General features: G+C 59.9%; 26 protein-coding genes and 2 pseudogenes. 6 read left to right on the forward strand and 22 right to left on the reverse strand.

Features of this window, described 5'->3' with window-relative positions; translation table 11 throughout:
• Window positions 1-118 precede the first annotated feature (118 nt).
• The 9 genes and pseudogenes from H3028_RS16085 to H3028_RS16125 form a co-directional block, all read right to left on the reverse strand.
• Complete coding sequence (locus H3028_RS16085; RefSeq protein ID WP_181298250.1) at window positions 119-2347, reverse strand: esterase-like activity of phytase family protein; 2229 nt, start codon at window positions 2345-2347, stop codon at window positions 119-121.
• An 85-nt stretch (window positions 2348-2432) separates the two neighbouring features.
• Window positions 2433-3222 (reverse strand): annotated as a pseudogene (locus tag H3028_RS16090) (aminoglycoside adenylyltransferase family protein).
• 125 nt (window positions 3223-3347) lie between these two features.
• Window positions 3348-3737: a hypothetical protein gene (locus H3028_RS16095; RefSeq protein WP_181298251.1), complete on the reverse strand. Its 390-nt coding sequence runs from the start codon at window positions 3735-3737 to the stop codon at window positions 3348-3350.
• Between the two features lie 405 nt (window positions 3738-4142).
• Window positions 4143-4595 carry a hypothetical protein gene (locus tag H3028_RS16100; protein WP_084797691.1) on the reverse strand — a complete coding sequence of 151 codons (453 nt, stop codon included), beginning with the start codon at window positions 4593-4595 and terminating at the stop codon, window positions 4143-4145.
• 89 nt (window positions 4596-4684) lie between these two features.
• Complete coding sequence (locus H3028_RS16105) at window positions 4685-5269, reverse strand: hypothetical protein (protein WP_181298252.1); 585 nt, start codon at window positions 5267-5269, stop codon at window positions 4685-4687.
• 87 nt (window positions 5270-5356) lie between these two features.
• Window positions 5357-5848: a hypothetical protein gene (locus H3028_RS16110; protein ID WP_181298253.1), complete on the reverse strand. Its 492-nt coding sequence runs from the start codon at window positions 5846-5848 to the stop codon at window positions 5357-5359.
• A gap of 79 nt (window positions 5849-5927) precedes the next feature.
• Entirely contained in the window at window positions 5928-6608 is a 681-nt protein-coding gene (locus H3028_RS16115; RefSeq protein WP_181298254.1) for a hypothetical protein, read from the reverse strand.
• Window positions 6609-6709: 101 nt separating this feature from the next.
• Window positions 6710-7267: a hypothetical protein gene (locus tag H3028_RS16120; protein ID WP_181298255.1), complete on the reverse strand. Its 558-nt coding sequence runs from the start codon at window positions 7265-7267 to the stop codon at window positions 6710-6712.
• 412 nt (window positions 7268-7679) lie between these two features.
• Window positions 7680-8108 (reverse strand): hypothetical protein, encoded by a 429-nt coding sequence (locus H3028_RS16125; RefSeq protein WP_181298256.1) that lies wholly within the window; start codon window positions 8106-8108, stop codon window positions 7680-7682.
• Window positions 8109-8245: 137 nt separating this feature from the next.
• Between H3028_RS16125 and H3028_RS21640 the strand changes: the two genes are divergently transcribed.
• Both H3028_RS21640 and H3028_RS21645 read left to right on the forward strand, forming a co-directional pair.
• Window positions 8246-8755, forward strand: coding sequence for a phage integrase N-terminal SAM-like domain-containing protein (locus tag H3028_RS21640; RefSeq protein ID WP_219920213.1), 510 nt, complete (start codon window positions 8246-8248; stop codon window positions 8753-8755).
• 199 nt (window positions 8756-8954) lie between these two features.
• The gene (locus H3028_RS21645; protein WP_375154422.1) at window positions 8955-9209 is read left to right on the forward strand and encodes a tyrosine-type recombinase/integrase; all 255 of its coding nucleotides are present in this window, start codon (window positions 8955-8957) and stop codon (window positions 9207-9209) included.
• A gap of 216 nt (window positions 9210-9425) precedes the next feature.
• On the opposite strand, the gene H3028_RS16135 is transcribed toward H3028_RS21645, so the two are convergent.
• From H3028_RS16135 to H3028_RS16150, 4 genes and pseudogenes are all read right to left on the reverse strand, one after another.
• The gene (locus H3028_RS16135; protein ID WP_181298257.1) at window positions 9426-10718 is read right to left on the reverse strand and encodes a sorbosone dehydrogenase family protein; all 1293 of its coding nucleotides are present in this window, start codon (window positions 10716-10718) and stop codon (window positions 9426-9428) included.
• Window positions 10715-11164 (reverse strand): DUF2231 domain-containing protein, encoded by a 450-nt coding sequence (locus tag H3028_RS16140; protein WP_375154423.1) that lies wholly within the window; start codon window positions 11162-11164, stop codon window positions 10715-10717. Before H3028_RS16140 ends, H3028_RS16135 begins: the two co-directional genes overlap by 4 nt.
• Before the next feature lie 457 nt (window positions 11165-11621).
• A pseudogene (locus H3028_RS16145) lies at window positions 11622-11990 on the reverse strand (hypothetical protein); the annotation flags it as partial.
• 101 nt (window positions 11991-12091) lie between these two features.
• Window positions 12092-12922: an NYN domain-containing protein gene (locus H3028_RS16150; RefSeq protein WP_181298259.1), complete on the reverse strand. Its 831-nt coding sequence runs from the start codon at window positions 12920-12922 to the stop codon at window positions 12092-12094.
• Window positions 12923-13239: 317 nt separating this feature from the next.
• Here H3028_RS16150 and H3028_RS16155 point away from each other — a divergent pair, with 317 nt between their 5' ends.
• Window positions 13240-14652, forward strand: a complete 1413-nt coding sequence (locus H3028_RS16155; protein ID WP_181298260.1) for a sodium:alanine symporter family protein — start codon at window positions 13240-13242, stop codon at window positions 14650-14652.
• 162 nt (window positions 14653-14814) lie between these two features.
• On the opposite strand, the gene H3028_RS16160 is transcribed toward H3028_RS16155, so the two are convergent.
• The 3 genes from H3028_RS16160 to H3028_RS16170 all read right to left on the reverse strand — a co-directional run bounded on the left by H3028_RS16160 (window position 14815) and on the right by H3028_RS16170 (window position 17129).
• A complete protein-coding gene (locus H3028_RS16160) occupies window positions 14815-15273 on the reverse strand; it encodes a DUF2214 family protein (RefSeq protein WP_181298261.1) in 459 nt (152 codons plus the stop codon).
• Window position 15274: 1 nt separating this feature from the next.
• Window positions 15275-16654, reverse strand: coding sequence for an MATE family efflux transporter (locus H3028_RS16165; RefSeq protein ID WP_181298262.1), 1380 nt, complete (start codon window positions 16652-16654; stop codon window positions 15275-15277).
• A 181-nt stretch (window positions 16655-16835) separates the two neighbouring features.
• Window positions 16836-17129 (reverse strand): hypothetical protein, encoded by a 294-nt coding sequence (locus tag H3028_RS16170; RefSeq protein ID WP_181298263.1) that lies wholly within the window; start codon window positions 17127-17129, stop codon window positions 16836-16838.
• Between the two features lie 209 nt (window positions 17130-17338).
• Between H3028_RS16170 and H3028_RS16175 the strand changes: the two genes are divergently transcribed.
• The gene (locus H3028_RS16175; RefSeq protein WP_181298264.1) at window positions 17339-18274 is read left to right on the forward strand and encodes an SdiA-regulated domain-containing protein; all 936 of its coding nucleotides are present in this window, start codon (window positions 17339-17341) and stop codon (window positions 18272-18274) included.
• 19 nt (window positions 18275-18293) lie between these two features.
• Here H3028_RS16175 and H3028_RS16180 read toward each other — a convergent pair whose 3' ends face one another.
• The 6 genes from H3028_RS16180 to cra all read right to left on the reverse strand — a co-directional run bounded on the left by H3028_RS16180 (window position 18294) and on the right by cra (window position 22265).
• Entirely contained in the window at window positions 18294-18743 is a 450-nt protein-coding gene (locus H3028_RS16180) for a DMT family transporter (protein WP_181298265.1), read from the reverse strand.
• 69 nt (window positions 18744-18812) lie between these two features.
• The gene (locus H3028_RS16185; RefSeq protein ID WP_181298266.1) at window positions 18813-19373 is read right to left on the reverse strand and encodes a DUF4136 domain-containing protein; all 561 of its coding nucleotides are present in this window, start codon (window positions 19371-19373) and stop codon (window positions 18813-18815) included.
• 27 nt (window positions 19374-19400) lie between these two features.
• Window positions 19401-20012, reverse strand: a complete 612-nt coding sequence (locus tag H3028_RS16190; protein WP_181298267.1) for a DUF4136 domain-containing protein — start codon at window positions 20010-20012, stop codon at window positions 19401-19403.
• A 19-nt stretch (window positions 20013-20031) separates the two neighbouring features.
• On the reverse strand, window positions 20032-20781 hold the full coding sequence (locus H3028_RS16195; protein ID WP_181298268.1) for a methyltransferase domain-containing protein: 750 nt from the start codon (window positions 20779-20781) through the stop codon (window positions 20032-20034).
• Entirely contained in the window at window positions 20778-21083 is a 306-nt protein-coding gene (locus H3028_RS16200) for a nucleotide pyrophosphohydrolase (protein WP_181298269.1), read from the reverse strand. The genes H3028_RS16195 and H3028_RS16200 overlap by 4 nt, the downstream gene beginning before the upstream one ends.
• A 192-nt stretch (window positions 21084-21275) precedes the next feature.
• Entirely contained in the window at window positions 21276-22265 is a 990-nt protein-coding gene (gene cra, locus H3028_RS16205) for a catabolite repressor/activator (RefSeq protein WP_181298270.1), read from the reverse strand.
• 180 nt (window positions 22266-22445) lie between these two features.
• On the opposite strand from cra, the gene ptsP reads away from it, so the two are divergent.
• Entirely contained in the window at window positions 22446-25328 is a 2883-nt protein-coding gene (ptsP, locus tag H3028_RS16210; protein ID WP_181298271.1) for a phosphoenolpyruvate--protein phosphotransferase, read from the forward strand.
• Complete coding sequence (gene pfkB / locus H3028_RS16215) at window positions 25328-26266, forward strand: 1-phosphofructokinase (protein ID WP_181298272.1); 939 nt, start codon at window positions 25328-25330, stop codon at window positions 26264-26266. The genes ptsP and pfkB overlap by 1 nt, the downstream gene beginning before the upstream one ends.
• Window positions 26267-26273: the final 7 nt, after the last annotated feature.

Raw genomic sequence — 26273 nt, forward strand, 5'->3', positions numbered from 1 at the left:
TGCAGGCGCGAGGGGATGCCGGCCTTGCTCGCGAATAGCTTTGAAAGCTTCGCCAGCAAGCTGGCTCCTACAGGGAACGGTGTTGGTACTTGGTTACTGGATCGTTTCCGTCTTCGCCTTAGCGCTTGACCGTCCCGAGCCGCATAAAGCGCGTTTCGCCGCTGGCATCTTCCACGCCGTCGTTGTCGGTGACGACGAGGAGGCGGCCATGTTTGTCGACCGCAGCGCCTTCGACCTTGTCCAGCACCCAACCGCCGGTGTTCTTCAGGTCAGGCAGCAGATCGCGTTCCAGGCGCTTGGTCACCAGCGGGAAGGCCTGGCCTTCAGCGGCGGGCTGCATACCGCTCAGGTCGATGCGATAGAGGCGCTTGACCGCGGCTGCCGGCCCCTGCTGATTGTCGCGCTCGATTACCAGAAACTGGCCGTTGCCGATCGATGTCAATTCAGAAAGCCCGACCCATGCGTCATCAGGTGCTGCGTCGAGCGGATAGTGGTAGAAGCTCCACTCGCCGCTTGCAGGGTTGAACACCCCGAGGCGTACCTTGCCGGCGGGGTCGTTCTTCCATTCCCGTTGGAACGCCACATAAACGCGCGTGCTGGCGCCTTCGCCCACCACCGAAACGCCCTCGAAGCCATTGCTGGTCTGTTGCGCCGCGACAGCCGCCGGTAGCGGATACTCGGCTAGCACGTCACCTTGCGCGCTGGCATGGATCAGCAGGTTCGGCTTGGCTTTGCCATTGCCTTCCGACGCGAGCCAGAAGTCACCATTGGCACCCTGGGCGATGCCTTCGAGGTCGTAATCGACGGTGCTGCCTGACTTGCGCAATTCAATCTGCCCATCGATGACCGCCGGCGTCTTGCTCGCGTCGATGTTGAAGATGCGCGAGGCCTTGTAGTAACTGTCCGGCACCGCATAGAGGCGGTTGCTCTGCGCACGGTCTGCGACCATACCGCTCAATGCGCCCCAGGGGATCAGCGCGCTGCCGGTGGAATGGATTTCCGGATACGACGCGGTTTTCGCGCCGTACTGATAGATCGAAATCGTCGAGCGGTAGCCGTCTTCGGCTGAATCTTCTTCGCTGCTGACGACCAGCAGGTTACGGGATGGAATGGGCAGAATCCCTTCCGGTCCCATGCCAGCCGGCAGCAATTGGTGCATGACCGGCGCCCACGGGCGGGCGACGTCGTAGACGGCTACCGCGTTGCCGCGCTCGCTGCCGACAAACAGGAAATCCTGCTTGCGGAAGCTGGCCGAGGCGATGCCCTCGGGCTCGATGCCTTTGTTTTCAGAGCGGTTTTCCGGGTAATGGCCTGCGCGGATAAACGCGTGCTCCATCGAGGCGCCGGCTTCATGCCAGACGCTGCCGTTGTAGTCGAACAAGGTGAAGCTGCGACTGCCGCCTTCTTCGCCGTTGGCGTCTTCGTAATCCCCTTCGTTGGCGGTCGCCAGCAGCGGACCGACCCAGGCGATCGAATCCGGCTCGCGGCGTTTGCCAGCAAGCACGCCGACCGGTTCGATAAGGTCGTTCTCTCCCACATCGACGCCTTCAAGGTCGACCTGGCCGGCGCTGAAATGGCGCAGCACGCGGCCACGACGCAGGTCGACCAGCACGATGTGGTTGTTTTCCTGCAGCGTGACGGCAGCGACGTCCTGGTCATTGATGCTGACGTATTCAGGTTCAGGATCGCCCGGCGCCACCTCGGCGAGGCCGGTCAGGTCGACGTCCCGCGCGGCCCAGCGCGAGGGCTGACCCTTGAGGTCGACGATGCGCAGAAAACCGGCCGGCAGCTGCGGAATCAGTCCGTCGTTCAGATCCTCGTCACGCTCGTTCTCGATCGCCACGGCGGCATAACGGCCCTTAGGGCTGATGGCGATCGAATCAGGCTGACCACCCATGGGAAGGGTAGCAACGCGCTTGGGCTGCGCGGGGTTGCGAATGTCGAACACCGCCAGCACGCCATCGGGCTGGGCGAAGCTGAGCGAGGTGTTTACGGCGACGAGCGCATAGTGCTGGTGAACGGCCACTGACGTCGGCTCACCTTCGAGCTGGACGAATCCCGCCGGCTTTGGTGATTTCGGTTCACGAATGTCCACCAAACCAATTCGCTCGCCGGGGCTGTCGGTGTAGATCAACGTGCGGCCATCGCGGCTCACGGCAGTGATTTCGGCAACGGTCTGCCGCGTAACGTCCTCGTCCGCGCCCAGGTTGCGGTACACCGGAAAGGTCGCGACCCGCTCGAAATACTCCGCAGCACGCGATGACGCGGCCTGCGAGGCCAACGGCAGCAGAGCCAAAGTAAGCGCGGTCGATAGCGCAGTGCGGGTCAGGCGGGTCGGTGATCTCATGCGGGCCTCGGCGTTCGATGATTGGGGTTAGCCAAAACACGCTAGGCTGGGTTTCTTACAGGACGATGACGGGGGCTCGTTGCGCTCAGATGCAATGATCTGTTTCGGAAATGGCCGACAAAGCGGAGATCGTGGTTCCGGCGAAGCGTATAAACGCCGTCGTCTTCTCTGCACGAGTAGCCAGATTATCCGGCAGGCCACTGAGGTAGGCGTGCCGAGCCTCATGCAGTACCGGCTGATGCTAGGGGGTAGGCGATCCAGCAGCCAGGCAGCCGCAGCATCCTTAGGCGCGATCCGGCCGGTCGAGGCGCTGTACCAGATCCGAGCCAATGCGAGCACGACATTTCGTTCATCACCCGCCCAATCCGCAGGGGCGTTCCACTGCCTGAGGGTATCGGCGAGCGCGGAGTAGAAGTCTTCCTTGGGTACAGGTTCGAAAAGCCTGTCCGCCGCCGGGCCAGCCAACGCAAGGCTTTGCTGTCTCGCCTTCGTCAATAGGATCGCAAGATCAATATCCAGAGCGGGCGGCTCGAAGACACCCGCCAGAAGGTCCTGTCGCAGCCACTCCCCGAACTGAAGGGCGCACAGGGCCGGGTAGCGCCAGGGCATCGCTTCACTGAGCGAAACAACGGTCATCTCCAGCGGCCGTTGCGCTTCGCTGTGAGCTCAAGCGAGAGTGCCCGCCGGATAGCCTCGTCGGGCGGAGCATTGACGGTAACCAGCAGATCAATGTCGCTATGCGGCTTCAGTCCACCATCATGCGCAGAGCCGAACAGGTGTATGGCCCGGAGCGTTGATGCCAGGTGACGTTCTATGACAGCGCATGCCTGTGACACCTGTTCTTTAATCTTCACAGTGGACGTGACGTCGGTCATGGTACCCAACGTTGGAATTGGTGGGCTGAAGCCCACCAAGAAACCTACACCCTCGGGTGCGATGAAATTGCGCTATGCATCAGCATAACGGCTCAGCCTCGGTGTCGGGCTTCGCCGCTTCTGCATTAATCACGCGCTTGCGCGGGCCGCACCATAGCAGCACCAGCACCCACCGCAAGGCAGACGAGTGCCACCCAATCCGCCGACACCACCCGAGCAACCCCTGAGTTATAGCCGCCGATTGAATGAGCGAGGGCTAGAAAGGATGCAGCACTCACGAATCCCGCCATGAAGGCGACCCGTTGAAAGGACGGACGAAACGCCGCATAGATGAGAAAAAGCCCGAGCAAGCCGAACAAGATCGCACGGTGGCGCATGAGAATGCAGTTGGTAAGCTTGCTTAACTCAAAGCGAGCTTTGAAGAATTTGAATTTTCGGAAGCTCTCTCGATCCTTTGTCAGATTTCTCCAATCTACATTGCTGTTGTCTGGCCGACTTTTACTTTTATTGCGCATGAGTTTTCCTTTAAGGCCTAACGTTTGGTTAAGGGGCGGGCTTTAGCCCGTCCCAGCGAACGGAGTGAGCGGCTTGAACCGCTTGTTAGGCAGCGGAGCAAAGCGGGCCTCATTGCCTGATGCCGCACAGTGGCCGAATGCCTTCGATGGTTCAAGCAAGCACGTGACGACTGAATCACACCGCTGCATGCCTCTGGTCGCCAGACCCGGAGCCAGGGCGAGCACAGACGACGCGCTAGATAGAAACGCAACGAACGCATATTAAAAGAGGTACAGGCGGCGGCGGGACAAACTTCCATGTATGCACGAGCCTAAAAAGGAATGACGCCTAACGTTTGGTTAAGGGGCGGGCTTTAGCCCGTCCCAGTGAGCGAAGCGAGCGATTTGAGCCGATTGTTAGGCTTTTCAGGAGAACTCATGGAGTTCACCTTCTGTAACGTTCCACTCTAGAACCTCATGCCTCAGCTCAGCAAATGTTCGGAGTAATTTGCCAAGCCTATTTATCTGTGATGGTTCAGCACGAATACAAAAATCAAATATCTCTCGATCCGGCAGGCTCTGATTATTATTGAAGCGAAGCTGGATTGCACAGCCTCCGGCTGAGTTTGTGTTGAAAACGCGTAGTCGAAAGTAGTAAGCGGTGCGATCTTCTGGAATTTCTGAGCCGATTTCGTGAAGAAAAACATCGCTACTATGGCGCGGGAACTTCTCTAACACGCTTGCCCATTCATGAATGGCTCTCGCATTTTCATAGTATTCAAACCCGGCAGACAAGTTGCCGTTTGACGCGCTCACTACCAGATTTAAATGGTAAGGCTCTTCATACGGATGCCTTACGATGCGGAGGTGTGGTTTCATTGTTACGCCTAACGATTAAGCTAACGGGCAGACAAAAGCGTAGCTTTTGGCTGTCCAGCGAACGAAGTGAGCGGCAGTTGAGCGCATTGTTAGGGGAATATCCGCTCGTTGCCAGTAAGTGCTTTGTAGGCGTCTTTTAGCTCATTTTCAATTCTTTCTCTTTCGTGTGGTAGAAAGTCAATAAGTGAGCCGGCGCACATTCTTAAGAATGAATTGAGTTCGCCTGCCATAAGAGAGGCAAGCATATTTCTCTTTTCGGATAGAAAACTCAGTGAGTCGTATGCCTTCTCTATTTTCTCGGCAATCTCAGGCTCTTGCTCAGATAGCTCCATGAGAAATTTCGCATACCATTCCGATTTGAATATTGGAATTGGCATTTCAAGGCGTGATTTATCTGTTGCGATTACACATGATTCATAGCCGTGTTTTAAGCATATGAATTGAAGCTCTAGGTTGGGGTGGCCTCGGTGCTCTTCTAGAAATTCAATGATTTTAAAAAATGAATCTATTGATGCGTAATTTTCTTTTATTTCCTTCCCTATAACGCGGGCATAGGCTTCTTTCCTGGATTTTTTTGATTTCTTCTTTCTTTTCCATTCGAGAATCTCTTTTGTTGCAAACAGCAAAACTGTTGCAATTACAGAGGCGGGAAGTATTTGAGTAAGGCTGAGCACGATGATTCCTATATTTCCCTAACGTTTGGTTAAGGGGCCGGCTTTAGCCGGTCCCGAGAGAGCGAAGCGAACGACTTGAACCAGTAGTTAGGAGCCATTTTTCAGGAGCTCATTGTATTCTTTAAGGGCTTGCTGCATGCGCTCTTCGGTGAATCCGCTTTTGATCATTACGGGCATTACGAATTTATCAAGACTTTGGTCTGTTTCCTCGAAGAAGCTCCGGTAGTTCTCTAGGCTCTCAATGACTTCCTCATATTTTCCCGCCGCCAGCATGTCCATGGCCTCTCTGAAGAAATGATGAGCTAGATATGCTCGTTTGTTTCTTGATCCGGTGAGTTTTTCTTCAAGGTCTGCTGGTAAAGTGGAAACTGACTTAAGTGCTTTTATTAAATTCCCAAGAGTTTTATCAAAATTGGATGCGTAGTAATTCTCGTATTCTTCGCCAGTCCATTTTCCTTTAGTGCGAGGAATTAGGTCTAAGAAAATCATGGCGTTAGCAATACCGTGCTCTAAGCATTGAGCAAAGTACATTGCTGCTCCGTAATAGGCACATACTTCCTTGAAGTCCTCTCCGTCCACAGGCAATGCTCCTAACGTTTGGTTAAGGGGCCGGCTTTAGCCGGTCCCAGTGAGCAAAGCGAACGGTTTGAACCAGTTGTTAGGCGATTTCAAAGCTGTCTGCGTGATAAGCGCCAAACAAGACCTCTTCGGCTGTTTCTTCTTCATGGTTATCAAAAAAGGCGTAGTGCGTAGCGCCAGCTTCTTTGGCGATTTCTATTATGTAATTGCTGACTTGCTTTGGTAAATACTCGGAAATGGCAACCGCGAATTTTGGTGGTGGAAGATCAGGATTACCAAATGACGACACTCCTAGAATGTCTTTACCTCTTAAAACAGATTTGACTTCGTCACGGCCGGGTAAGAATTCGTTGACTCCGAAGAGTACTCCGTTCAAAAGTTCACCACTAGATCCCGGCGCTTGTCTTTCAGTGACTGCTACTTCTAGGCTAGCAATTTTCTGGGAAAGCTCAGTAAGCCGGGCGTCTTCTTTTCTGACGGAGATTGGTTCATTTGTTTTCTGGGATAGATACGTTGAATAATACGAGTCTTCCTGTAGCTCTGGGCGAAACCTGGTTTGCAAGAGGAACACTGCTATAAGAAATATAGGGACATTTACAATTGCAGCACCAACTAGTGCCAAGGACTCAAAAGATCCTGTGGGCATCTGTGATGCGGCGAAGAGAAAACAAGATTCGACTGAAAAAAGGCCTGCAAGCCAAGCGCCAAGTAGCTGTATTGGTTTGTTTATTTTTTCTGGAATTATAGTTTGCTTGCTCAATACTTTAATCTCATGATTTCGCCTAACGTTTGGTTAAGGGGCGGGCTTTAGCCCGTCCCAGTGAGCGAAGCGAACGGTTTGAACCAGTTGTTAGGTGGCAACTACGCCGCTCTTATATGAGCGGTTAGCGCTGAAGCCAACTCGACATAAGCTCTTGCATCATTCTCGCTAAGGTTCAAATCCTCTGCATGCGCAGCTTTATTGCGAAGTTGCTTTAACTTTTTGAATGTTTCTAGTTGCTTATGATTAATAACCTTGCATTGGAGCAAGTATTCGCCAAGCTTTGGGTAGTTCCTGACGGCTTCGTTTGGTGGTGCGCTCCAGAACGAACTTGCAACCGCCGTTGCTGCGGACTCAACCTCTAACCAAGCTTCCATTACCGCTGCGCGCGTTGAGAAGTTTACTAGTTGAAGTAGCCGATTCTCTGACGCGGCTTCTGTGGTTGTTTGGTGCTCTTTTGTAGGTGTTGTGATGGTTGCGTCGGCCTTTAGCTCTGCTACCTCTCTGGAAAACTCTAATTCTAGCTCTTTATATTTTAGCTTTCTAAGAAATGGGATTAGTTCTGCAATAGGCTTTTTAAGCATGAGTGCAAGAAGAACTACGGCCGCAGGCCATGCCGCTGACTCGATTGCTTTGGAAATGAAAGTGAGGGCGTCCATGTCTCCAATTTTTCCTTTTGCTACCTAACGTTTGGTTAAGGGGCGGGCGTTAGCCCGTCCCAGCGAACGGAGTGAGCGGCTTGAACCGCTTGTTAGGCAGCGGAGCAAGCTGGGCCTCGCTGGCTGATGCCGCACAGTGGCCGAATGGCTTCGAGGGTTCAAGCCGGTACGTGATGACTGATTCACACCGCTGCATGCTTCTGGTTGCCGGGCTCGGAGCCTAGGCAAGCACAGACGACGCGCTGGTTGGCATTGCGACGGTTGAGTACTTAAAGCGGAATGAGCGGCGGCAATACAAACTTCCATGTGTGCACGAGCCTTAAAAAGAATGACGCCTAACGTTTGGTTAAGGGGCGGGCTTAGCCCGTCCCAGTGAGCGAAGCGAACGGTTTGAATCATTTGTTAGCCGGGCTCAAAGATTCCATGTAATTGCAAATATTTTTCTTTTGCTAGGTTGCAGGTTTCTGACCATGTTTTGCCAGTGAAGGTATCGCTGACTGTATACATCGATAGAGATTCGTCCATATTCTGCTTCTTGGTTTGTTTCTAAAACTGCCGCTGATAGTGTGACGATGCTATCTGCAGCTCTGCGATGCTTAAGGAAGAATAGATCGCTGGAAATTAGTGTGAGTTTAGGGAGATCATTTTTCTCACTTACGACTATCTTTTTTTCTTCCTGTGTATAGTTGATTGTGCGGATTATACGAAGTGCTTCGTTTCGAAGTTCAGAAAACCTCGAATATCTTGTAACTATAAGGCCAGAATAAAGGCCAGCAATCACGCCTATTGGGAGGCTGAGTGTGAGACCGATTATGAGGCTGAGTTGGGCTTCTTCTGTCATAGGCTAACTATAATTAGACACCAAGTGGTGTAAGACGCCGAACAGGCTTGGTGTATAACGTCCCTTGTCATCGAGACTCTCCTTGTCTAGGCTGGGCGCTTCCGAGGGACGATGAATGTATAAGGGAGTTATACACCATGGATGGAAAACCGAGATTACTGGATCAGGTGCGCGAGCAGATCAGGCTCAAACACTACTCGATCAGAACTGAGCGTGTCTATTGCGAGTGGGTTAAGCGCTACATCCGCTTTCACCAGTATCAACATCCGGTAGAGATGGGTGCGCCAGAGGTAGAAGCTTTTCTATCCGATCTTGCTGTTCGCCGTGATGTCTCGGCCTCGACGCAGAACCAGGCGCTGGCTGCGTTGCTTTTTCTGTACAAGCAAGTTCTCAAGCATGACCTGCCATGGTTGGGGGAAATTGTGCGCGCCAAGAAGCCGGCCCGCTTACCGGTGGTGCTTTCGATAGACGAGGTGCAGCAGATACTTGGGCTGCTGGATGGCCAGGTCGGGCTTGTGGCGCGGCTTCTATACGGTGGAGGAATGCGCCTGATGGAGGGGGTTCGCCTTCGCGTTAAGGATGTTGATTTTGCTCGTAACGAATCATCATTCGCGACGGTAAGGGCCAGAAGGACCGCGTCACAGTGATGCCTGCGAGTCTGGTCGGGTCGCTCAAGCAGCACATCGCCCGTACCCGAGCTATCCATGATCTGGAATTGTCCGAGGGCAGAGGAGACGTCTACCTGCCCGATGCCTTGGCGCGCAAATATCCCAAGGCGCCTTGGGAGTGGGCGTGGCAATACGTATTTCCCGCATCTAGTCTTTCGGTGACCCGCGCAGCGGCGCGGTGCGCCGGCATCATCTTGACGAGAAGCGAGTGCAACGCGCGTTCAAGCGCGCGGTAAAAACATCTGGAATAGCCAAGCTCGCAACTCCGCATACTTTGAGGCACAGCTTCGCTACTCATTTGTTGGAAAGCGGGCAAGACATCCGCACCGTGCAGGAATTGCTGGGGCACGCTGACGTGAAGACGACGATGATTTATACGCATGTACTCAATCGTGGCGGCTTGGCGGTATTGAGCCCTCTGGATCGAATGTAATCGCGCAAACAAAGAAATATGCCGCTCAGAAGACGAGCGTCCCGCAGCAAGCGCTCTCAAGTCCGAGGGCACGCATCCGTCGCGAGCTGAAAGCCTAGGCGAGTGCAACGAAAACCGTTACGCGGATTAAAGCTGTCCTCGCAACGGGTATTACTGCGCAATTAAAGCCAACGACCATATCGGTCGTTGGCTTTACTCGGGCGGCTGGCTAACCGGTCACTGAGTGCGGATCACCCTCCACACGGTATTTGCCAGGTCGTCCGCGACGATCAGTGCACCACTTGGGTCGACGGTTACCCCGACGGGGCGGCCGCGGGTCTTACCGTCGGATGAGCGAAAGCCCGTGACGAAATCCACCGGCTCGCCTGAAGGGCGCCCATCGCTGAATGGCACGAAAACGACCTTGTAGCCAACCGGGTTTTCGCGGTTCCAGCTGCCATGTTCGCCAATGAACACGCCTTCGGCATACTCGCTGCCCATGACGTCCGAGGAAAAGTCCAGGCCGAGCGCGGCGACGTGTGAGCCCAGGGCGTAGTCAGGCTTGATCGCGGCCGCGACCTTGTCCGGGTTCTGAGGGCGCACGCGGTCGTCAACGTTCTGGCCCCAATAGCTGTAAGGCCAGCCGTAGAAGCCGTCTTCCTGGACCGACGTCAGGTAGTCCGGCACCAGATCCGGGCCTAGCTCGTCCCGTTCATTTACCACCGCCCACAACTGACCGGACCCGGGCTGAATCGCCAGTGCCGTAGGATTTCTCAGGCCGGTTGCGTAGGGCTTGTGGGCGCCTGTCTCGGCGTCGATTTGCCAGACCATCGCCCGGTCGGCTTCGGCCTCCATTCCGCGCTCGGTGATATTGCTGTTCGAACCGATGCCGACATACAGAAAGCGCCCGTCGGGGCTGATGGTCATCGCCTTGGTCCAGTGGTGGTTTATTTCCGACGGCAGATCGGTGACCTTGGTCGGTGGGCCGCTGGCCTCGGTCTGGCCCTCCTGATAATCGAAGCGCACCAGCGCATCCTGGTTGGCCACGTATAGATTGCCCTCGAACAGCGCCAGCCCGTACGGCGCGTTGAGGTTGTCGGCGAACACGGTTTGTAGCTCGTAGCTGCCGTCGCCGTCGGCATCTCGCAGCAGTGTCAGGCGATTCCCACTTTTGACCGAGGTGTTGCCCTGGGCTTTGATGTAACCGGCGATCACATCCTTCGGCTTGAGCTTCCCGGCGCTGCCTCCTCGGCCTTCCGCTACGAGGATGTCGCCATTAGGCAGGACGAGCGTCTGTCGCGGGATCTTCAGATCAGTCGCGATCGCCGTGACGGTGAAATTCTCCGGCACGGTAGGCGTCTGATCGCCCCACTGCGCCGGATCAGCAATCGTCATGCTGGGCAACAGGCCGCGCTGGGGGTCGGGAAGCTTGGGCTCGGCACCGAGCGACTGGGTGTTGTCGTCGGCGCCACCGCACGCGCTGAGCAGCAGCGAAATCGTCAGAACGGAAAGTGCGCTCGTCGGTTTCATGATTCACCTCCTGCGCGAAGGTTGGTTAAGCCGATCCAGGTGGCCGCGCAGGCCAGCAGCGTCACGATTACCGACAGAATCAGGCCCAAGGGCATGGTCGCCCATGCGTCCTTGGCGTGCTCGAGAGCATTGATGAAGCCCAGTACCCAGGTCGCCAGCAGCAGAAGAAGGTAAACCAGCGGCCTCCCTTTCTTCTGGTTGGCTCGGATCAGGTTGGCTAGCGCAAACAGTAGCGCCAGGCCGCAGAAAACCAGGCCGCCGGCGATCAACCATGAGGAGAAGTTGCTCCACTGAATCTGGTAAGTGCGAAAGTAGGCGATATCACTCAGCAGGCCGCCAAGAAACAAGGGGATGGTCCCGGCCAGCAGCGCGGCATGCAGCGGGTTTGGCACGTGGCGGGAGATGCTGTGTGTCGTGTGGTGAGTGCTTTGGGTGATAACGGTCACGGCGGATCCTCATCGCTGGGCGACCCTGGCCGGATGCTCGGCGCGGATGCTTTGCCGCCAGGCTCGCTCTGAGTGTGCTTAAAAGGGGATCGTACAGCTGGCCTATAGTTCACTCCGATTGGCTGCCAAGGCCGCCGCCCAGAGCGTTGAAGCAGGCTTGGAATCCTCAGATGCGCCAGAGAAGGGCGCATGATTAAAGAGGGTGCCGTGTTGTTATCAGGCGGGATCGGTCGAGCGCGCGGACGAATCCTTTCATTTCGCCAAGGGCGGTGCTGGTCCGCTTTGCGGATGCTGCTGTCCGACCGGAGGCCTGCGCTCAACGTTCGCGGCTGGATTCTCCGCGAGATCGAATCGCGCCGTCATCTTCGGCGCCAGGCGTACCCGGCGCTACCGGTTCGGCAGTTGGAGCAGCTTCGGCACCGGGCTCGCTGGACGGCACCGTAGACGACGTACCGATGCTCTGGCTGGCGGCACGGCAGGTCAGCTCTGCAAAAGGCTTATCGGGCGAATAGTCGCCTGGCACCCGTTCGACTCGCTGGCTGTTTGAGGTGACGGTGAAGACCGGCGGCGCGGAGGTATCCGCTCGCGCTTCGTCCGGTACATGAAATTCACAGGTCACGGTCTCTTCGCTCTTGTTCATCACCCGAATTGCCCGGATTCCCACTAGCTCGACACCGGCCTCGGCGCTCGAAGTCGGCACGCCCATGGCACTGACTTCGACATCGAGCCCGTTCAAGTGCGTGACGACCTCGGGTTTTGGCGTCTGGGCGAAGGCCATCGGCACGCAGAGGGCGATGCCGCAGGCGATGAGAAGTGGCTTGGTCATGGGTGCCTCCTTGAGTCGTGTCTGCTTAGAAGGGCTCGGAGGGCGAGGGTTCGGTTCCATGTTCCCGATTTGGTTGCAAGATGCTTGGAGCCCGTTACGGCCTACCTTGAAAGCTTTAGGTTGCGGGCATAAAACGACTTGCCGCCGGTGGATGTCGTGCCGCGAGCTTCGAGTTCGAAGCGCTTTGGCTGGGATTTGATCAGGTCGCTGAGTTTCTTGAACCCGTAGAGCCGGGGGTCGAAGGCGGGGCGGAGTTTGCTGATATTGGAACCAAGCTCGCCGAGCTGGACCCAGTCATCCTCGTCATCGGCTATGTCGGCGAGCACCTTGGCGATGAAGTCCACCGGGACCTTCTGTGATTTGACCTGAACGCTCTTGTCGGTGGCCTTGGTGTCTTCCTTGGTATCGTCAGTCGTGATCTGTACCGACGGCTTTTCTCCATTGATCGGCGGCTCCTGTGACGTTTTGGGTGCATCGGCACGGAGGATTTCGGTGTAGATGAACTTGTCGCAGGCGGAGACGAAGGGCGAGGGCGTCTTCTGTTCGCCGAAACCGTAGACGGTCAGGCCTTCCTCGCGCAGACGCGCGGCCAGGCGGGTGAAGTCGCTGTCGCTGGAAACCAGGCAGAAGCCATCGAAACGCCGGGTATAGAGCAGATCCATTGCATCAATGATCAGCGAACTGTCGGTGGCATTCTTGCCCGAGGTATAGGCGAACTGCTGGATCGGCTGGATGGAGTAATCGAGCAGTACCTTTTTCCAGCTGCCCAGGTTGGGTTTGGTCCAGTCGCCGTAGATGCGCTTGACGCTGGCGACGCCGTACTTGGCGATTTCCTCGAACAACCCTTCAACGATGGCGGCGGGCGCGTTGTCGGCGTCGATGAGTACGGCGAGATGAATCTGTTGACGGGTATTGCTGGGTTTGCTGGCCATGACTCTTCCCTGGGTGGATGTGTGACGACCTTAACGCCAGTCGCGCCCGTGCGGCCATAGTCAGCTGCCGCCGATGAGGGCGGGTTGCGATATAGCGGCCGGATCGAGCCACCGCGACCGGCGGTTCACCACCGACCTGTCGTGGTCGATGGAACCCTCACAGCGAAGACGTTTCTGACCTTGCGTCTGATCCCGCTGTGCGCAAGCGGTCTCATCCGCATGACGGTTCCGATCGATGCGGCGCTCTGCGGGTACTTTCCAGGCCTGGTTGCTTGAGGTAGCCCTACACACCCATCCCTAATCACAAGGCGTTTCCCATGACCGCGATCATCGACTTCCTCAACACGATCTTCTGGGGCTATGTCCTTATTTACGGTCTGCTCGCGGTCGGGGTGTTCTTCACGGTCCGCCTGGGATTCCTGCAGTTCGTGCATTTTGGCGAAATGGTGCGCGCCATTAGGGGAGCGCGGCAGAGCGATGCATCCGGGATTTCCCCGTTTCAGGCGTTGTGTACCAGCCTTGCTTCGCGAGTGGGCACCGGGAACCTGGCGGGTGTCGCGGTTGCCCTGTATCTCGGTGGCGCTGGGGCGATCTTCTGGATGTGGATGGTGGCGTTGGTGGGGATGGCGACGGCCTACGCCGAGAGCTCGCTCGCTCAGCTCTACAAAGTCCGTGACGGTGAGGGCCAGTATCGTGGCGGCCCGGCGTTCTACATCGCCACGGGTCTGAAAGCGCCGTGGGCCGGAGGGGTGTTTTCCGTTGCGCTGATCATCTCCTTCGGGTTGGTGTTCAACGCCGTGCAGGCCAACTCGATTGCCGATGCGATGGAAGGGGCGTTCGGCATTCCCAAGCTGTGGGTGGGTATCGCTGTCGCGATTCTCGCGGGGATGGTGATCTTTGGCGGGCTGCGCTCGATCGCACGATTCGCTGAACTGGTGGTGCCGTTGATGGCAGGTATTTACGTGCTCATGGCGCTGATCGTGCTAGCGATCAACATTACCGAGGTGCCTGGTGTGCTGATGACCATTATCCGCAGCGCCTTTGGTCTTGAAGAGGCTGCCGGCGGTGTGGCCGGCTCGGTGACCGCGGCGATGCTAAACGGAATCAAGCGCGGGCTGTTCTCCAACGAGGCGGGCATGGGATCGGCGCCCAACGTGGCGGCGACCGCAACCCCCGCGCCGCATCATCCGTCGTCGCAGGGCCTGGTGCAGGCGATGGGTGTATTCATCGATACCATCGTGATCTGCACCGCTACGGCGGTGATGATTCTGCTGGCGGGTGTGCTCGAGCCGGGCTCGGGCGTGACCGGCACGCAACTCACCCAGCAGGCGATGGAGAGCCATATCGGCGTGGCCGGAACCTACTTCATCGCCATTGCGATCCTGTTCTTCGCCTTCACCTCGATCGTTGCCAACTATTCCTATGCGGAGAACGCGCTGATCTTCCTCGGTGCCGGCAACAAGCTCGGGTTGACCCTGCTGCGTCTGGCCGCGTTGGGGATGGTTATCTGGGGCGCTTATGAGGCGGTGACCACCGTGTTCAACGCCGCCGATGCCTCCATGGGCCTGATGGCGACAATCAACCTGATCGCCATCGTGCTGCTCTCGGGCACGGTGGTGAAGCTCACCAAGGACTACATGGCGCAGATCAAGGCGGGCGACGTGCCGACCTTCAAGGCGGCGGATTACCCGGAGCTGAAGGCGAAGATCAACAACGACATCTGGCGATAATGGATGCGGATGGGCGCCCCGGCACCATGCTGGGGCGAAGCCACTCAGCCAGATGGCTGGTTCGGGCCATGCATCGGACAGCCGATGGGTGTTTTTCAGGTCGCCGCTTTTGTTGCAGCTGCGGCAGCATTCTGTCGGACGGGCCGTTTGCGACGCCGTGCTCTACAGCGGAATCACCCCGAACCCCCGCGCCATCAGCGTGGCAAACAGAGGAATCAGCAGCAGGGCTAGCAGTTCGACGCGGATGATCAGCCGAACCCAGCGCGCACTGGCCGGGCTGATGGTCGGGACCTGGCCTGCTTTCAGGGCCGGACGCCATTTGAGAAAGGTCACAGTCGGGTAGATGGACAATAAGGCGACGACCACGAACAGCGTGATCTTGGCGTGAAAGAAACTGTTATTGAGGTAGTAGTCCATGCCCTTGCCATAGCGCATGGCGCGGGCGAGGCCGGTGACGAGCACCAGGCCGGCGACGATGCCGAATGCGATATCGGTGCGGAACAGACTGCGCGCTCGCTTGAAATCCAGCGGCTGGCTGAACAGCTGGTGCTCCAGTGCCAACAAGGCGAAGAGCAGGAAGATCGCCACAAAATGTAGGTAGGCGGCGACGGCGTAGGCCATTTCAGTGTCCTTTAGGTGGGGTTGCTACGGCTGCGGCATGGGTCGAACGGAACCATTGCTGCTGGTGCTGCAGCCTGCGGGCGATGCTGCCGAGACAGATGCCCCGCAGCAGCATGAAGGCGAGAAAGGCCAACCACAATCCATGATTGCCCATTGCGCGCAGCAGCCAGCCCAATGGTAGCGAAATCAGCACGGCCAGCAGCATCGCATTTCGCATTTCCCGCGCGCGGGTGGCGCCGATGAACAGGCCATCGAGCAAATAGCTCCAGACGGCCACCAGCGGCAGCGCCGCCAGATAAGGCAGGTAGGCGATAGCGGTTTCGCGTACTGCGGGGATGTCGGTTTGAAGGCTGATGAACAGCTCGCCGCCGAGCAGGAAGAACAGGCCGAAGGCTAGGCTGGCGAGCAGTGACCAGCCTCCGGCGACTGTCAGGATCCGGCGCAGCTCGGTGCGGTTCTGCGCACCGATGGCATGACCGCTCAAGGCTTCCACCGCGTGAGCCAGCCCATCCAGTGCGTGGGCGGTGAGCATCAGGCCATTGAGCAGCAGCGCGTTAGCGGCGACTGTGGCATCGCCCAGTCGCGTGCCCTGCACCGTGACCAGGAAAAACACCAACTGCAGCGCCAGCGAGCGCAGGAAAATATCCCGATTGACCGATATCAACGGTTTCCAGCTGGCCCAACGGCGCATCGCATGGCGATCCAGCCGGCCCGGATAGCGCAACAGGGCACCGCGGGTCAGCGTCAGGCCGACGAGCACGCCGCTCCATTCGGCAATCACCGAGGCGCGTGCGGCACCGGCCACGCCCCAATCCAGGCCGATGACGAACCAGAGGTCCAGCCCAACGTTGATCAGGTTGGTGGTCAGCAGGATTGCCAAAGGCGCGCGAGCGTTCTGGGTGCCGAGAAACCAGCCGATGAGGGCTAGATTCGCCAGGGCGGCGGGTAGGCCGAACAGGCGCGTATGGAAATAGCTTTGGGTGAGCGCGTCGAGTTCCGCCGAGGGTTGCATCAGCTGCAATGCGTAGTCCTTGAGCGGTAACGCGACGATGCTCAGCAACAGGGCGAAGCCGAGTGCCAGCAGCAATCCTTGTAGCAGTACCTGGCGCAGCGCACCGCCATCTTCGCGTCCGGCCGCTTGCGCTGCGAAACCGGTGGTGCCCATGCGTAGAAAGCCCATGACCCAGACCAACAGGGTGTAGAGGCTGCCGCCCACTGCGACCGAGGCCAGTTGATGGGCGTGCGGCAGATGACCGATCACCGCGCTGTCGACCAGGGCCACCAGCGGCACGGACAGATTCGACAGGATCATTGGCGCAGCGAGCGCCCAGACCCGTTTATGGGTGGGCGCGTGCTGCCAGGCGGTCATCAAGCGAGACATGAGGGCTCCAGAGCAGCCCGGCATGATACGCCGTAACGCAAGCGACCAGCGAGAGGTCCGGGGGTGAGGTGGCGCCGCGACGGTGCAGAGCAGGACTGTGGATACTTCGCGTCGGTGCCGGAAAGAGTTCGAACGCCTACTGCTTGCCCAGCGTTAGGCTTTTATTTCCAGCTTCCAGCGCCTAGTGAATCAGCCAGCTCAACAACCAGAGCCCCAGAAACAGATAGATCACCCCGGCGATGAACGAGCGTCGGAAGAACGCGCGGAACGCGCCAACCAGCAGCATCAGGCCGATCGCCAAGGCGATCAGGCTAATCAGCGAGCGGTCCATGCCTAGGGTCCGCGACAGGCCCTCGAGAAAGTTGGCACCGGCGTCGGCAAATAATCCGAAGAAGCCGCTCAACGCATCGACGATGTACCGAATCACCGTGCCGAGCGCCTGGCCCAACCATTCGAAAAAGCTTTCCACCCGCATGTTGCTCTCCTGCTATACGATCCGAGGCTGAAAGCGCAGCCGTTTCCTGGGGCATTGGGCTACCAATCCGCTTGGCAGTTCCCATGGCCGATTGAACCCGCCTGCGGCGGGTGGGTCTGTACACGGCTGTCGGCGTCGGGATTTGCGCCGTCATGCAATTGCAATCCGTCCCGATCAGGCTGTGTGCCATTGTTCTGAGAGAAAAGACGATGTCGATTGTTACCGAACTGCAATCTCAGTGGTTGTCAGGTACGCGCCCCCGACTCTGGGCGCTGGGTATGTTGGTCGCCGGTGCGTTCTATGCAGCCGCCGCCCTTCATCTTGATGAAAGAGTTTTCTACTCGCTGAAATCGGCCTGGCACGAGAACAGTTGGGAATCGCGCAGCCTGTGGTTGCCCGAGTACCAGGTGCGTGTCGAGGCTTTGCCGGTGGCATCGGTTGCGAACAACCTTTCGGGATTGACCTTTGATGAGCAGCGCAACCATCTCTGGGCGGTGGTGAACAACCCCGAGGAACTGATTGCGCTGGACCAGGATGGCCAATTCCTCGCGCGCTACCCGTTGAAGGGATTCGAAGATGTCGAAGGTATTACCTACCTGGGCGACAACCTGCTTGCGGTCGTCGAGGAGCGAAGCCAATCGATCGTGATCATGCCTGTGCCGGCGGAGCCCGGTGAGCTGCAGCGTGACGACTATGCGTCGGTCTCGCTGGGGCTGGGGGAAGGAGATAATGCCGGCTTCGAGGGGCTTGGCTACGATCGCGCCGGTGACCGGCTATTTGTGGTCAAAGAGCATACGCCGCGCAAGCTCTACGAAATCCAGGGCATCAAGGCCAGCCTGCACGGCCAGCTGAACCTGAACGTTATCGACCGTGAGGCCTGGATAGAAGACAAGGACATGGCCAGCGATCTGGCTTCGGTGCATTTCGACGAGCGCACCGGCCATCTGGTGCTGCTCAGCGACGAAGCGAAGATGATGCTGGAGCTCGACAGCCAGGGTGAGATGGTCAGCTTTCGTTCGCTATGGAGCGGTTTCGCAGGACTGAAAAGCAGCGTGCCGCAGGCCGAGGGCATGACCTTCGATGCGCAGGGCAGTCTCTATCTGGTCAGCGAACCCAACCTGTTCTACGCCTTCGAGCGCAAGTAGCCGCTCTCGGTCCGTCGCCTCAGCCGCGACGGATCATCCACACGCCGCCGACGATCAGCAGCAGCCCGGCAATCTTGCCGAGGCTCACCGAGGACTGTCGGAACCCCGCCCAGCCGAAGTGATCGAGCAGCAGCGCCATGCCCAGCTGCCCGGCCAAGACCAGCGCCATGAACAGCAGTGCGCCGATACGCGGACCGGCAAAGGCCGCCGTGGCGATGAAGAACATACCCAGCAGACCGGCGCACCAGTGCCACCAGTTCAGGCCACGCAGCGCCTGCAGTCCCGGTACTTCCCGCTGGAACAGCACGATACAGAGCAGTGCCATGGTGCCCACCGCGAAGGACAGCATCGCCGCGCTCATGACACTGCCGAAGTGCTTGGCCACTTGCCCATTGATGCCGGCCTGTAGCGGCAAGAATGCCCCGGCAATCAAGGGCAGAACGAGAAGCCACCACGCTACGACGGGCATGCGAATTACTCCGATACGGGACAAAAGAAAGCCCGCCAGGACGGCGGGCGGGATCAACTGGCGGCCAGTTTAGTGCGGCGGGTATTGCGAAAGTACCTCGGTGACCGTTTCGCGGAACATCCCGGCTCGGTCCTGAGGGCCGCCGGGATTGTTGCGCAGCACCTGTTCGGCACTGCCACGCCAAACCAGCTTGCCATCATCGGCGTCATAGAAGTCGATCTGCAGGGTTCCGACCTGGTAATGGATGGTCCGTGTATCGGCGAAGGTTGGCCCGCCCCAGAAACCATGCCAAGGACTGCCCCAAGCGCTCATTGAGGTGGTGGTGTACTGCTGGCTGCGCTCATCGATGATGAACCAGGCCTGAATCAGCACGTCCGGCTGAGCGCCGGGCTGGGCTTGGCGCAGGCCACGCTGATCCAGTTGCTCGCTGATCGCGCTGCGAATGCGCTGCTCGGTGAGGTCGCTCTTGATGCGCGGGTCATCCGGGCGGTACTGCAGCGCCGGCTCTTTCCAGTTCCAGCTGCGATAGGCAGAAAAGTCCCGCTGCGGATCGAAATCCCGCTGCACCTGCGTGGTCTGGCAGGCGGTCAGCAACACCAGCAAGGGAAGCATCAGTAGTGAGCGGAACATGGCGGTTCTCCTCGCAGGGCCGCGCGATCAGCGCGGCGGATAGTCGGCGAGCGCGCGGTTCACTGCATCGCGTGCTGCGTCTTTGCGTTCGGCCTGGCTGCTGCCGCTAAGGGCTTCGGCGCGGTTGCTCCACACGGTCTGGCCGGACGCGCTATCGATCATCTCGATGCGCACCGTGATGACCTCCTCTTCGTAGTTGCGCACCAGCGGCGCGCTGGCCCCGATACCGACGCCCGAGCCGTAACCGGGACCGTATCCGCCATAGCGACCGGCGCCGACGCGGGTGCCATAGTCATCGTAGACCTGCCGCACCCGCGTCTCCATGCTGGCGCTGGCACTGATCTGCACATCACCCCTGGCGCCTTCGGGCGCCGGGCGCAGGCCGCGTTGATCGAGGGCGCCGGACACCATGTCCTGCAGCTCCTCGGCGGCGAGCGAAGCCGTTCCAGCCGGCGGGTTGCGCCAGCTCCAGTTCTGATAGCTGGAAAAGTCCCGCGGTGCGGCCGGGTAGGTTGGCGACTGCACCTGCTCGACCGGTGGCGCCGGCGGGATTGGGTTGGATTCGCTGGTATAGGGATTGCTGCTCTGGCAGGCCGCAAGGCTCAGACAGAGCAGGGACAGCCCTGCGCGTGTCAGCATCAATACCTCCGGCCGGCGCTCAGCTCGGCCGGCATAACCAGTGCAGGTAGCGCCCGAGGCCGGCAAACGCGGGATGGCGGCGGTAGGCCAATTCCATCTCGATCAAGTCGGCAGGCTCGGTGCGGGCCTGGAAATCGGCGGGCATGTAGTCATGAAACACACGCACGCCACTGGTACGTTCGACCTGCCAATGCGGCGCGAGTTGCGCGGCCAGCTCTCTGGGGTCCAGTGGTTGCTGCGGCGTCAGGCTCTGCCGTTCACCGGCGTATGCCTGGTTGCGCAGCTTCTTGAAATGGCCCTTTAGCAGGTTGCGGTAGATCAGCGCGTCGCGGTTGTAGAAGGCCAGTGACAGCCAGCCATCGGCGACCACCAGACGATGCAGCACCGGCAGGATCGCCTGGGGCTCGGCTAGCCATTCCAGTACCGCGTGGCAGATGACCAGATCGAAACGGCCCGCGACGTGGTTTTCGATGTCCTGCCAGGGCGCCTGAATAAAGGTGGCGACCTGGCCCGCCGCTGCGAACCGCTCGCGAGCGCCTTCGAGCATCGGTTCGGCGGGTTCGGCTAACGTCACAGCATGGCCTTGCTGCGCCAACCAGAGGCTCATGTGGCCAAGGCCTGCGCCGACGTCCAATACCCGAAGCGGGCGCTGCGGCAGTATCTCCGCGAGGTCGGCCTGCAGCACGGCGAGACGGATCGCACCCTTGGCGCCGCCGTAGATCTTCTCGGCGAACCGCGTCGCCAGCTCGTCGAAATGCCGATCGCTCATCGGGCGAACCGCCGCTCGTTGTCGGCCAGCTTGTCCAGCAGCGCCTGTTCCATGTCGATGCCCAGTTCGCTGCACATCAGCAATAGATACATGAGGATGTCGCCGACCTCCTGGCCGGCATGCGCGAGCGTATCGGCCGATAATTGGCGCGATTCGTCTTCGCCGAGCCATTGAAAGATTTCCACCAGTTCGGCCATCTCCACGCTGGCGGCCATGGCAAGGTTCTTTGGACTATGAAAGCGCTGCCAGTCGTTACGATCGCGGATCGCGTGCAGGCGTTGGGTAATCTGGTCGATGTTCATCAGGGAAAGGCGGGCTCGCTAAGGCAATGGTCTGTGCGGCGGGTGAATGCACTCAGTTCGGATGCTCATGGTTCGAGGCAAGGAGCGGCAACACCGAATCGGCGCCATGGATGCCGAAACCGATCAAGCCAAACAGGCCAAACAGGCCATAAGCTTCCGTCAGTGCGCCAGTGCCCGCAAGGGGCAGGGCGTTCAGAGCCGTCGTACCTTGAGTTCGCGTTCGATGGCCAGCACACCGGGACGGTAATCGCGCTGCTCGATGGCCCGGATCGCCTGCTCCAGCACCCGTTCGGCGATTTGCTCGTGCTGCTGGGAAATCGCGTTGACCCGGATCGGCAGGAAATCCAACAGCTGCGCATCACCAAAGGTGGCCAGGCGCAGTGCTTCGGGCCACAGCAGGTCGCGCTCGCGCAGCGCATCGAAGACGCCCTCGAGCAACACGTAAGCGGTGGTAATCAGTGCATCGGGCATCGGCCCGTGGTCGAGCAGGGCGAGCATTTGCTCGCGACCGCCGGTGCGGCTGAACTGATCGGCCTGTAACAGGCTGATCCTTCCCTGATGCTGAGCAAGCGCTTGGCGAAAGCCTTCCTCACGCTGCTGGCTGATATGCAGGCCCGGCCGTGCGCTGATCAGAGCAATGTGCGCATCGGCTGGGATGTTCAGCGAGCGGGTCAGCTGCGCCGCCGCCTCACGGTCATCGCTGATTACCGAGCAGAAGTGCTCGGCATTCAGCGCGCGGTCGAGGGCGATCACCGGCGTCCCGCCCGCCTGGATCTTGAGGTAGCTCCCGTCGTCCGGCGGCAGGCAACTGGCGACGATCAGTGCATCGCAGCGGCGCGAGCGCAGCACCTGAATGACTTGGCGCTCGGTGTCCGGCTCGTCATCGGAGCCTGCGATCAGCAGCTGGTAACCGCGCTGGCGGGCACGTTGCTCGAGCAGTTTGGCCAGGCGTGCGTAGCTGGGGTTTTCCAGGTCCGGGACGATGAAACCGAGCGTGCGCGACTGTCCGCGGCGCAGACCAGCGGCTTGTTGATCGAGCTGAAAGCCTTGCTGTTCGGCCACAGACATGACTCGCTCGACCGTCGCCTGGCTGATCCGTCGCTGCGCGGCCTTGCCGTTGAGGACGTAGCTGGCGGTGGTCACTGAAACGTTGGCGAGGCGGGCGATGTCGGTCAGTTTCAACAGAGGGTCCTGAGACGGGTGGTATGAACTCGGGCTTCTAGAATTACCCAATATTGCGTAATGTGCCAGCCTTTGGTGAAACGTTTCAGCAGCTATTCGGTCATAAGCGCCAGCCCAGGATTCGGGCCGTGTCGGCGCCTCAGCCGACATAAACAATCGCGAGCCCGCAAGGAGTTCTCCATGCTTGAGTTGAATGCCCAGCACATCCACATGCATCAGGCCGCGGCGGACAAGCCCGCGGCCCTGGCCCTGCTGGGCGAGGTGCTGGTTGCCGACGGGCTGGTGGCGCCCGGTTACCTCGACGGGTTGCGCGCGCGGGAAGCGCAGGGTTCGACCTTTCTGGGACAAGGTATTGCCATTCCCCACGGGACGCCGGAGACCCGCGATCAGGTGTTCACCACTGGCGTCCGGCTGCTGCACTTCCCTAATGGAGTGGATTGGGGCAACGGCCAGCAGGTCTATCTTGCGATCGGCATTGCCGCGCGTTCGGATGAGCATCTGCGCCTGCTGCAGTTGCTGACCCGAGCGCTGGGCGAGGGCGATCTGAGCGAGGCGCTGCAGAAGGCGGAGTCCGCCGAAGCGATCATTGACCTGCTGCAAGGCGCGCCGCAGGCGCTGGCGCTGGACGGCGAGCTGGTGGGGCTGGGCGTCGCCGCCGACGACTTCGACGAGCTGGCCTGGCAGGGCGTCAAGCTGCTCAAACGCGCGCAATGCGTGGAGCCTGGCTTCAATGCCGGCCTGCCGCTGAGCCAGGCGTTGCCACTGGGCGATGGCCTGTGGTGGCTGAGCAGCGAGCAGTCGGTGCAGAGTCCGGGGCTGGCGTTCGTCACGCCGGCCTCGAACCTTGAACATCTGGGCCAGCCGCTAAACGGGCTGTTCGTGCTGGCCAGCCTGGGCGAGGCGCATCAAGCCATGCTCGAGCGCTTGTGCAATCTGTTGATCGAAGGGCGCGGGCAGGAGCTGAGCCAGGCGACATGCAGTCGAGTGGTACTCGAAGCCTTGGGCGGTGAGGTGCCGGCAGACTGGCCGAGCGCCCAGGTGCCGCTGGCCAACGCCCATGGTTTGCATGCGCGCCCGGCGAAGGCGTTGACCGAGGTCGCGCAAGCCTTCGATGGCGAGATTCGCGTGCGCCTGGCCGGTAGTGAAAGCGCGGGGGTGTCGGCCAAGAGCCTGAGCAAATTGCTGGCGATGGGCGCGCATCGCGGTCAGGTGCTCGAATTTATCGCCGAGCCTTCAATTGCCGGCGATGCGCTGCCAGCGCTGGTGCGTGCCGTGGCAGAGGGGCTCGGCGAAAAAGTCGAGCCCTTGCCGGCCCAGGGTGAGCGCGCGGAGCAACCGATCATCGCAGCGCAGCCAGATGAGTCGGCCATCGAGCAGGCCGCATTGCGCGCTGGTGATCAGGTGAACGGGATTGCGGCGTCGCCCGGCATCGCCATCGGCCCGGTACTGGTGCGCAAGCCGCAGGTGATCGATTACCCCAAGCGGGGCAAGTCGCCGGCGATTGAATTGCAACGTCTGGATGCGGCGCTGGATCGTGTGCATAGCGAAATCGGCGTGCTGATCAGGGAAAGCCAGGTCGAAAGCATTCGCGACATCTTCACCACCCATCAGGCCATGCTCCGTGATCCGGCGCTGCGCGAGGAAGTGCAGGTTCGCCTGCAAAAAGGCTTGAGCGCCGAAGCGGCCTGGATGGAGGAAATCGAGAGCGCGGCGCAGCAGCAGGAATCCCTGCACGACAAGCTACTGGCCGAGCGTGCCGCCGACCTGCGTGACGTGGGTCGCCGCGTGTTGGCCTGTTTGACCGGCATCGAAGCCGAGCAGGCACCGGACGAGCCCTACATCCTGGTGATGGACGAGGTGGCTCCTTCGGACGTCGCCACGCTCAATGCCCAGCGCGTGGCGGGCATCCTGACCGCGGGCGGTGGCGCCACCTCACACAGCGCCATCATCGCCCGCGCATTGGGTATTCCGGCCATCGTTGGTGCCGGGCCGGGTGTGCTCGGGTTGGCGCCAAACACCCTGTTGCTGCTCGATGGCGAGCGCGGCGAACTACTGGTTTCGCCGACTGCGGCGCAGTTGGAACAGGCAAGAAGCGAACGCGACACGCGCGAGCAACGCAAGCGCTTGGCCAATGAGCGGCGGATGGAGCCGGCAATGACTCGCGACGGCCATCCAGTGGAAGTCGCCGCCAACATCGGCGCGGCCGGCGAAACCCCCGAAGCGGTGGCGATGGGCGCCGAAGGCATCGGCTTGCTGCGTACCGAGCTGGTGTTCATGAACCACTCCCAGGCGCCGGATCAGGCGACCCAGGAAGCCGAATACCGCCGCGTGCTGGAAGCCCTCGAAGGGCGGCCGCTGGTGGTGCGCACGCTGGACGTCGGCGGCGACAAGCCGCTGCCGTACTGGCCGATGCCCGCCGAGGAAAACCCTTTCCTCGGCGTGCGTGGGATTCGCCTGAGCCTGCAGCGCCCGGACATTCTCGAAACCCAGCTGCGTGCCTTGCTCGCGTCGGCCGATGGCCGCCCGCTGCGAATCATGTTCCCCATGGTCGGTAACATCGATGAGTGGCGCACCGCCAAGGCCATGGTCGATCGTCTGCGTGTTGACCTGCCCGTGGCCGATTTACAGGTCGGGATCATGATCGAGATCCCGTCCGCCGCGTTGATCGCGCCGGTGCTGGCGCAGGAAGTCGATTTCTTCAGCATCGGCACCAATGACCTCACCCAGTACACCCTGGCCATCGACCGCGGCCACCCGAGCCTGTCTGGTCAAGCCGATGGGCTGCACCCGGCGGTATTGCGGCTGATTGGCATGACGGTCGAGGCGGCGCATGCGCACGGCAAGTGGGTCGGTGTTTGCGGTGAGCTGGCCGCCGATGCGCTGGCGGTGCCGATGCTGGTGGGCCTGGGCGTCGACGAATTGAGCGTATCGGCACGCAGCATCGCGCTGGTCAAGGCGCGGGTGCGCGAGCTGGATTTCGCGGCCTGTCAGCGGTTGGCCAAGCAAGCGCTGATGTTGCCGGGCGCGCATGAAGTACGCGCCTTCGTCGGGGAGCATTGCTGATGGCCCGCGTCCTGACCGTCACGCTCAATCCCGCGCTTGATTTGACCGTGCAGCTGCCATCGCTGCGCCTGGGTGAGGTCAACCGCGGCGAAAGCCTGCAGGTTCATGCTGCGGGCAAAGGTCTCAACGTGGCCCAGGTGTTGGCCGACCTCGGCCACCAGCTGACCGTCACCGGGTTCCTCGGAGAGGCCAATCCGCATGCCTTTGAGCAGTTGTTCGCCACACGTGGTTTCGCCGATGAGTTCGTCCGCGTCGCCGGCGAAACCCGCAGCAACATCAAACTGGCCGAAGCGGACGGGCAGGTCACCGATATCAACGGCCCTGGACTGGTGGTCGATGATGCGCACCGTAGCGAACTGCTGGAGCGCATCAAGCGGCTGGCCCCGGCGCACGAGCTGGTGGTGGTGGCCGGCAGCCTGCCGCGCGGCGTCGACAGCGAGTGGTTCGTCGAGCTGCTACAAGCGCTCAAGGGACTTGGCGTGCGCGTGGCGCTGGACACCAGTGGCCCGGCGCTGCGTGAGGGGCTTGCAACCGCGCCCTGGCTGATCAAGCCCAACGAAGAAGAGCTGGCCGAGGCGCGCGGCATCGAGCTTGTCGAGCCAGAGGCGCTGGCCCGTGAGGCCTGGCGGTTGCAGGTTGAAGGCATTGAGCATGTCGTCGTCTCCCAGGGTGCCGAGGGCGTGAGCTGGTTCGTCCCTGGTGCAGGGCTGCACGCCCATCCGCCCAGGGTCCGGGTAGTCAGCACCGTTGGTGCAGGGGACTCGTTGCTGGCCGGCATGCTTCACGGCCTGCTGGGAGGCTGGCCGGCTGGACGCACGCTCGCTCACGCCACCGCCATCGCCGCTCAGGCGGTTGGGCAGGTCGGCTTCGGCATCACCGACACGGACGCACTTGCAGAGCTGGAGGCCGCAGTCCGGCTCCAGCCGCTGAGCCAATAATTACAAG

Origin of the sequence: Pseudomonas sp. Q2-TVG4-2, from assembly GCF_013620795.1 — a bacterium.
Taxonomy (GTDB): Bacteria; Pseudomonadota; Gammaproteobacteria; order Pseudomonadales; family Pseudomonadaceae; genus Stutzerimonas.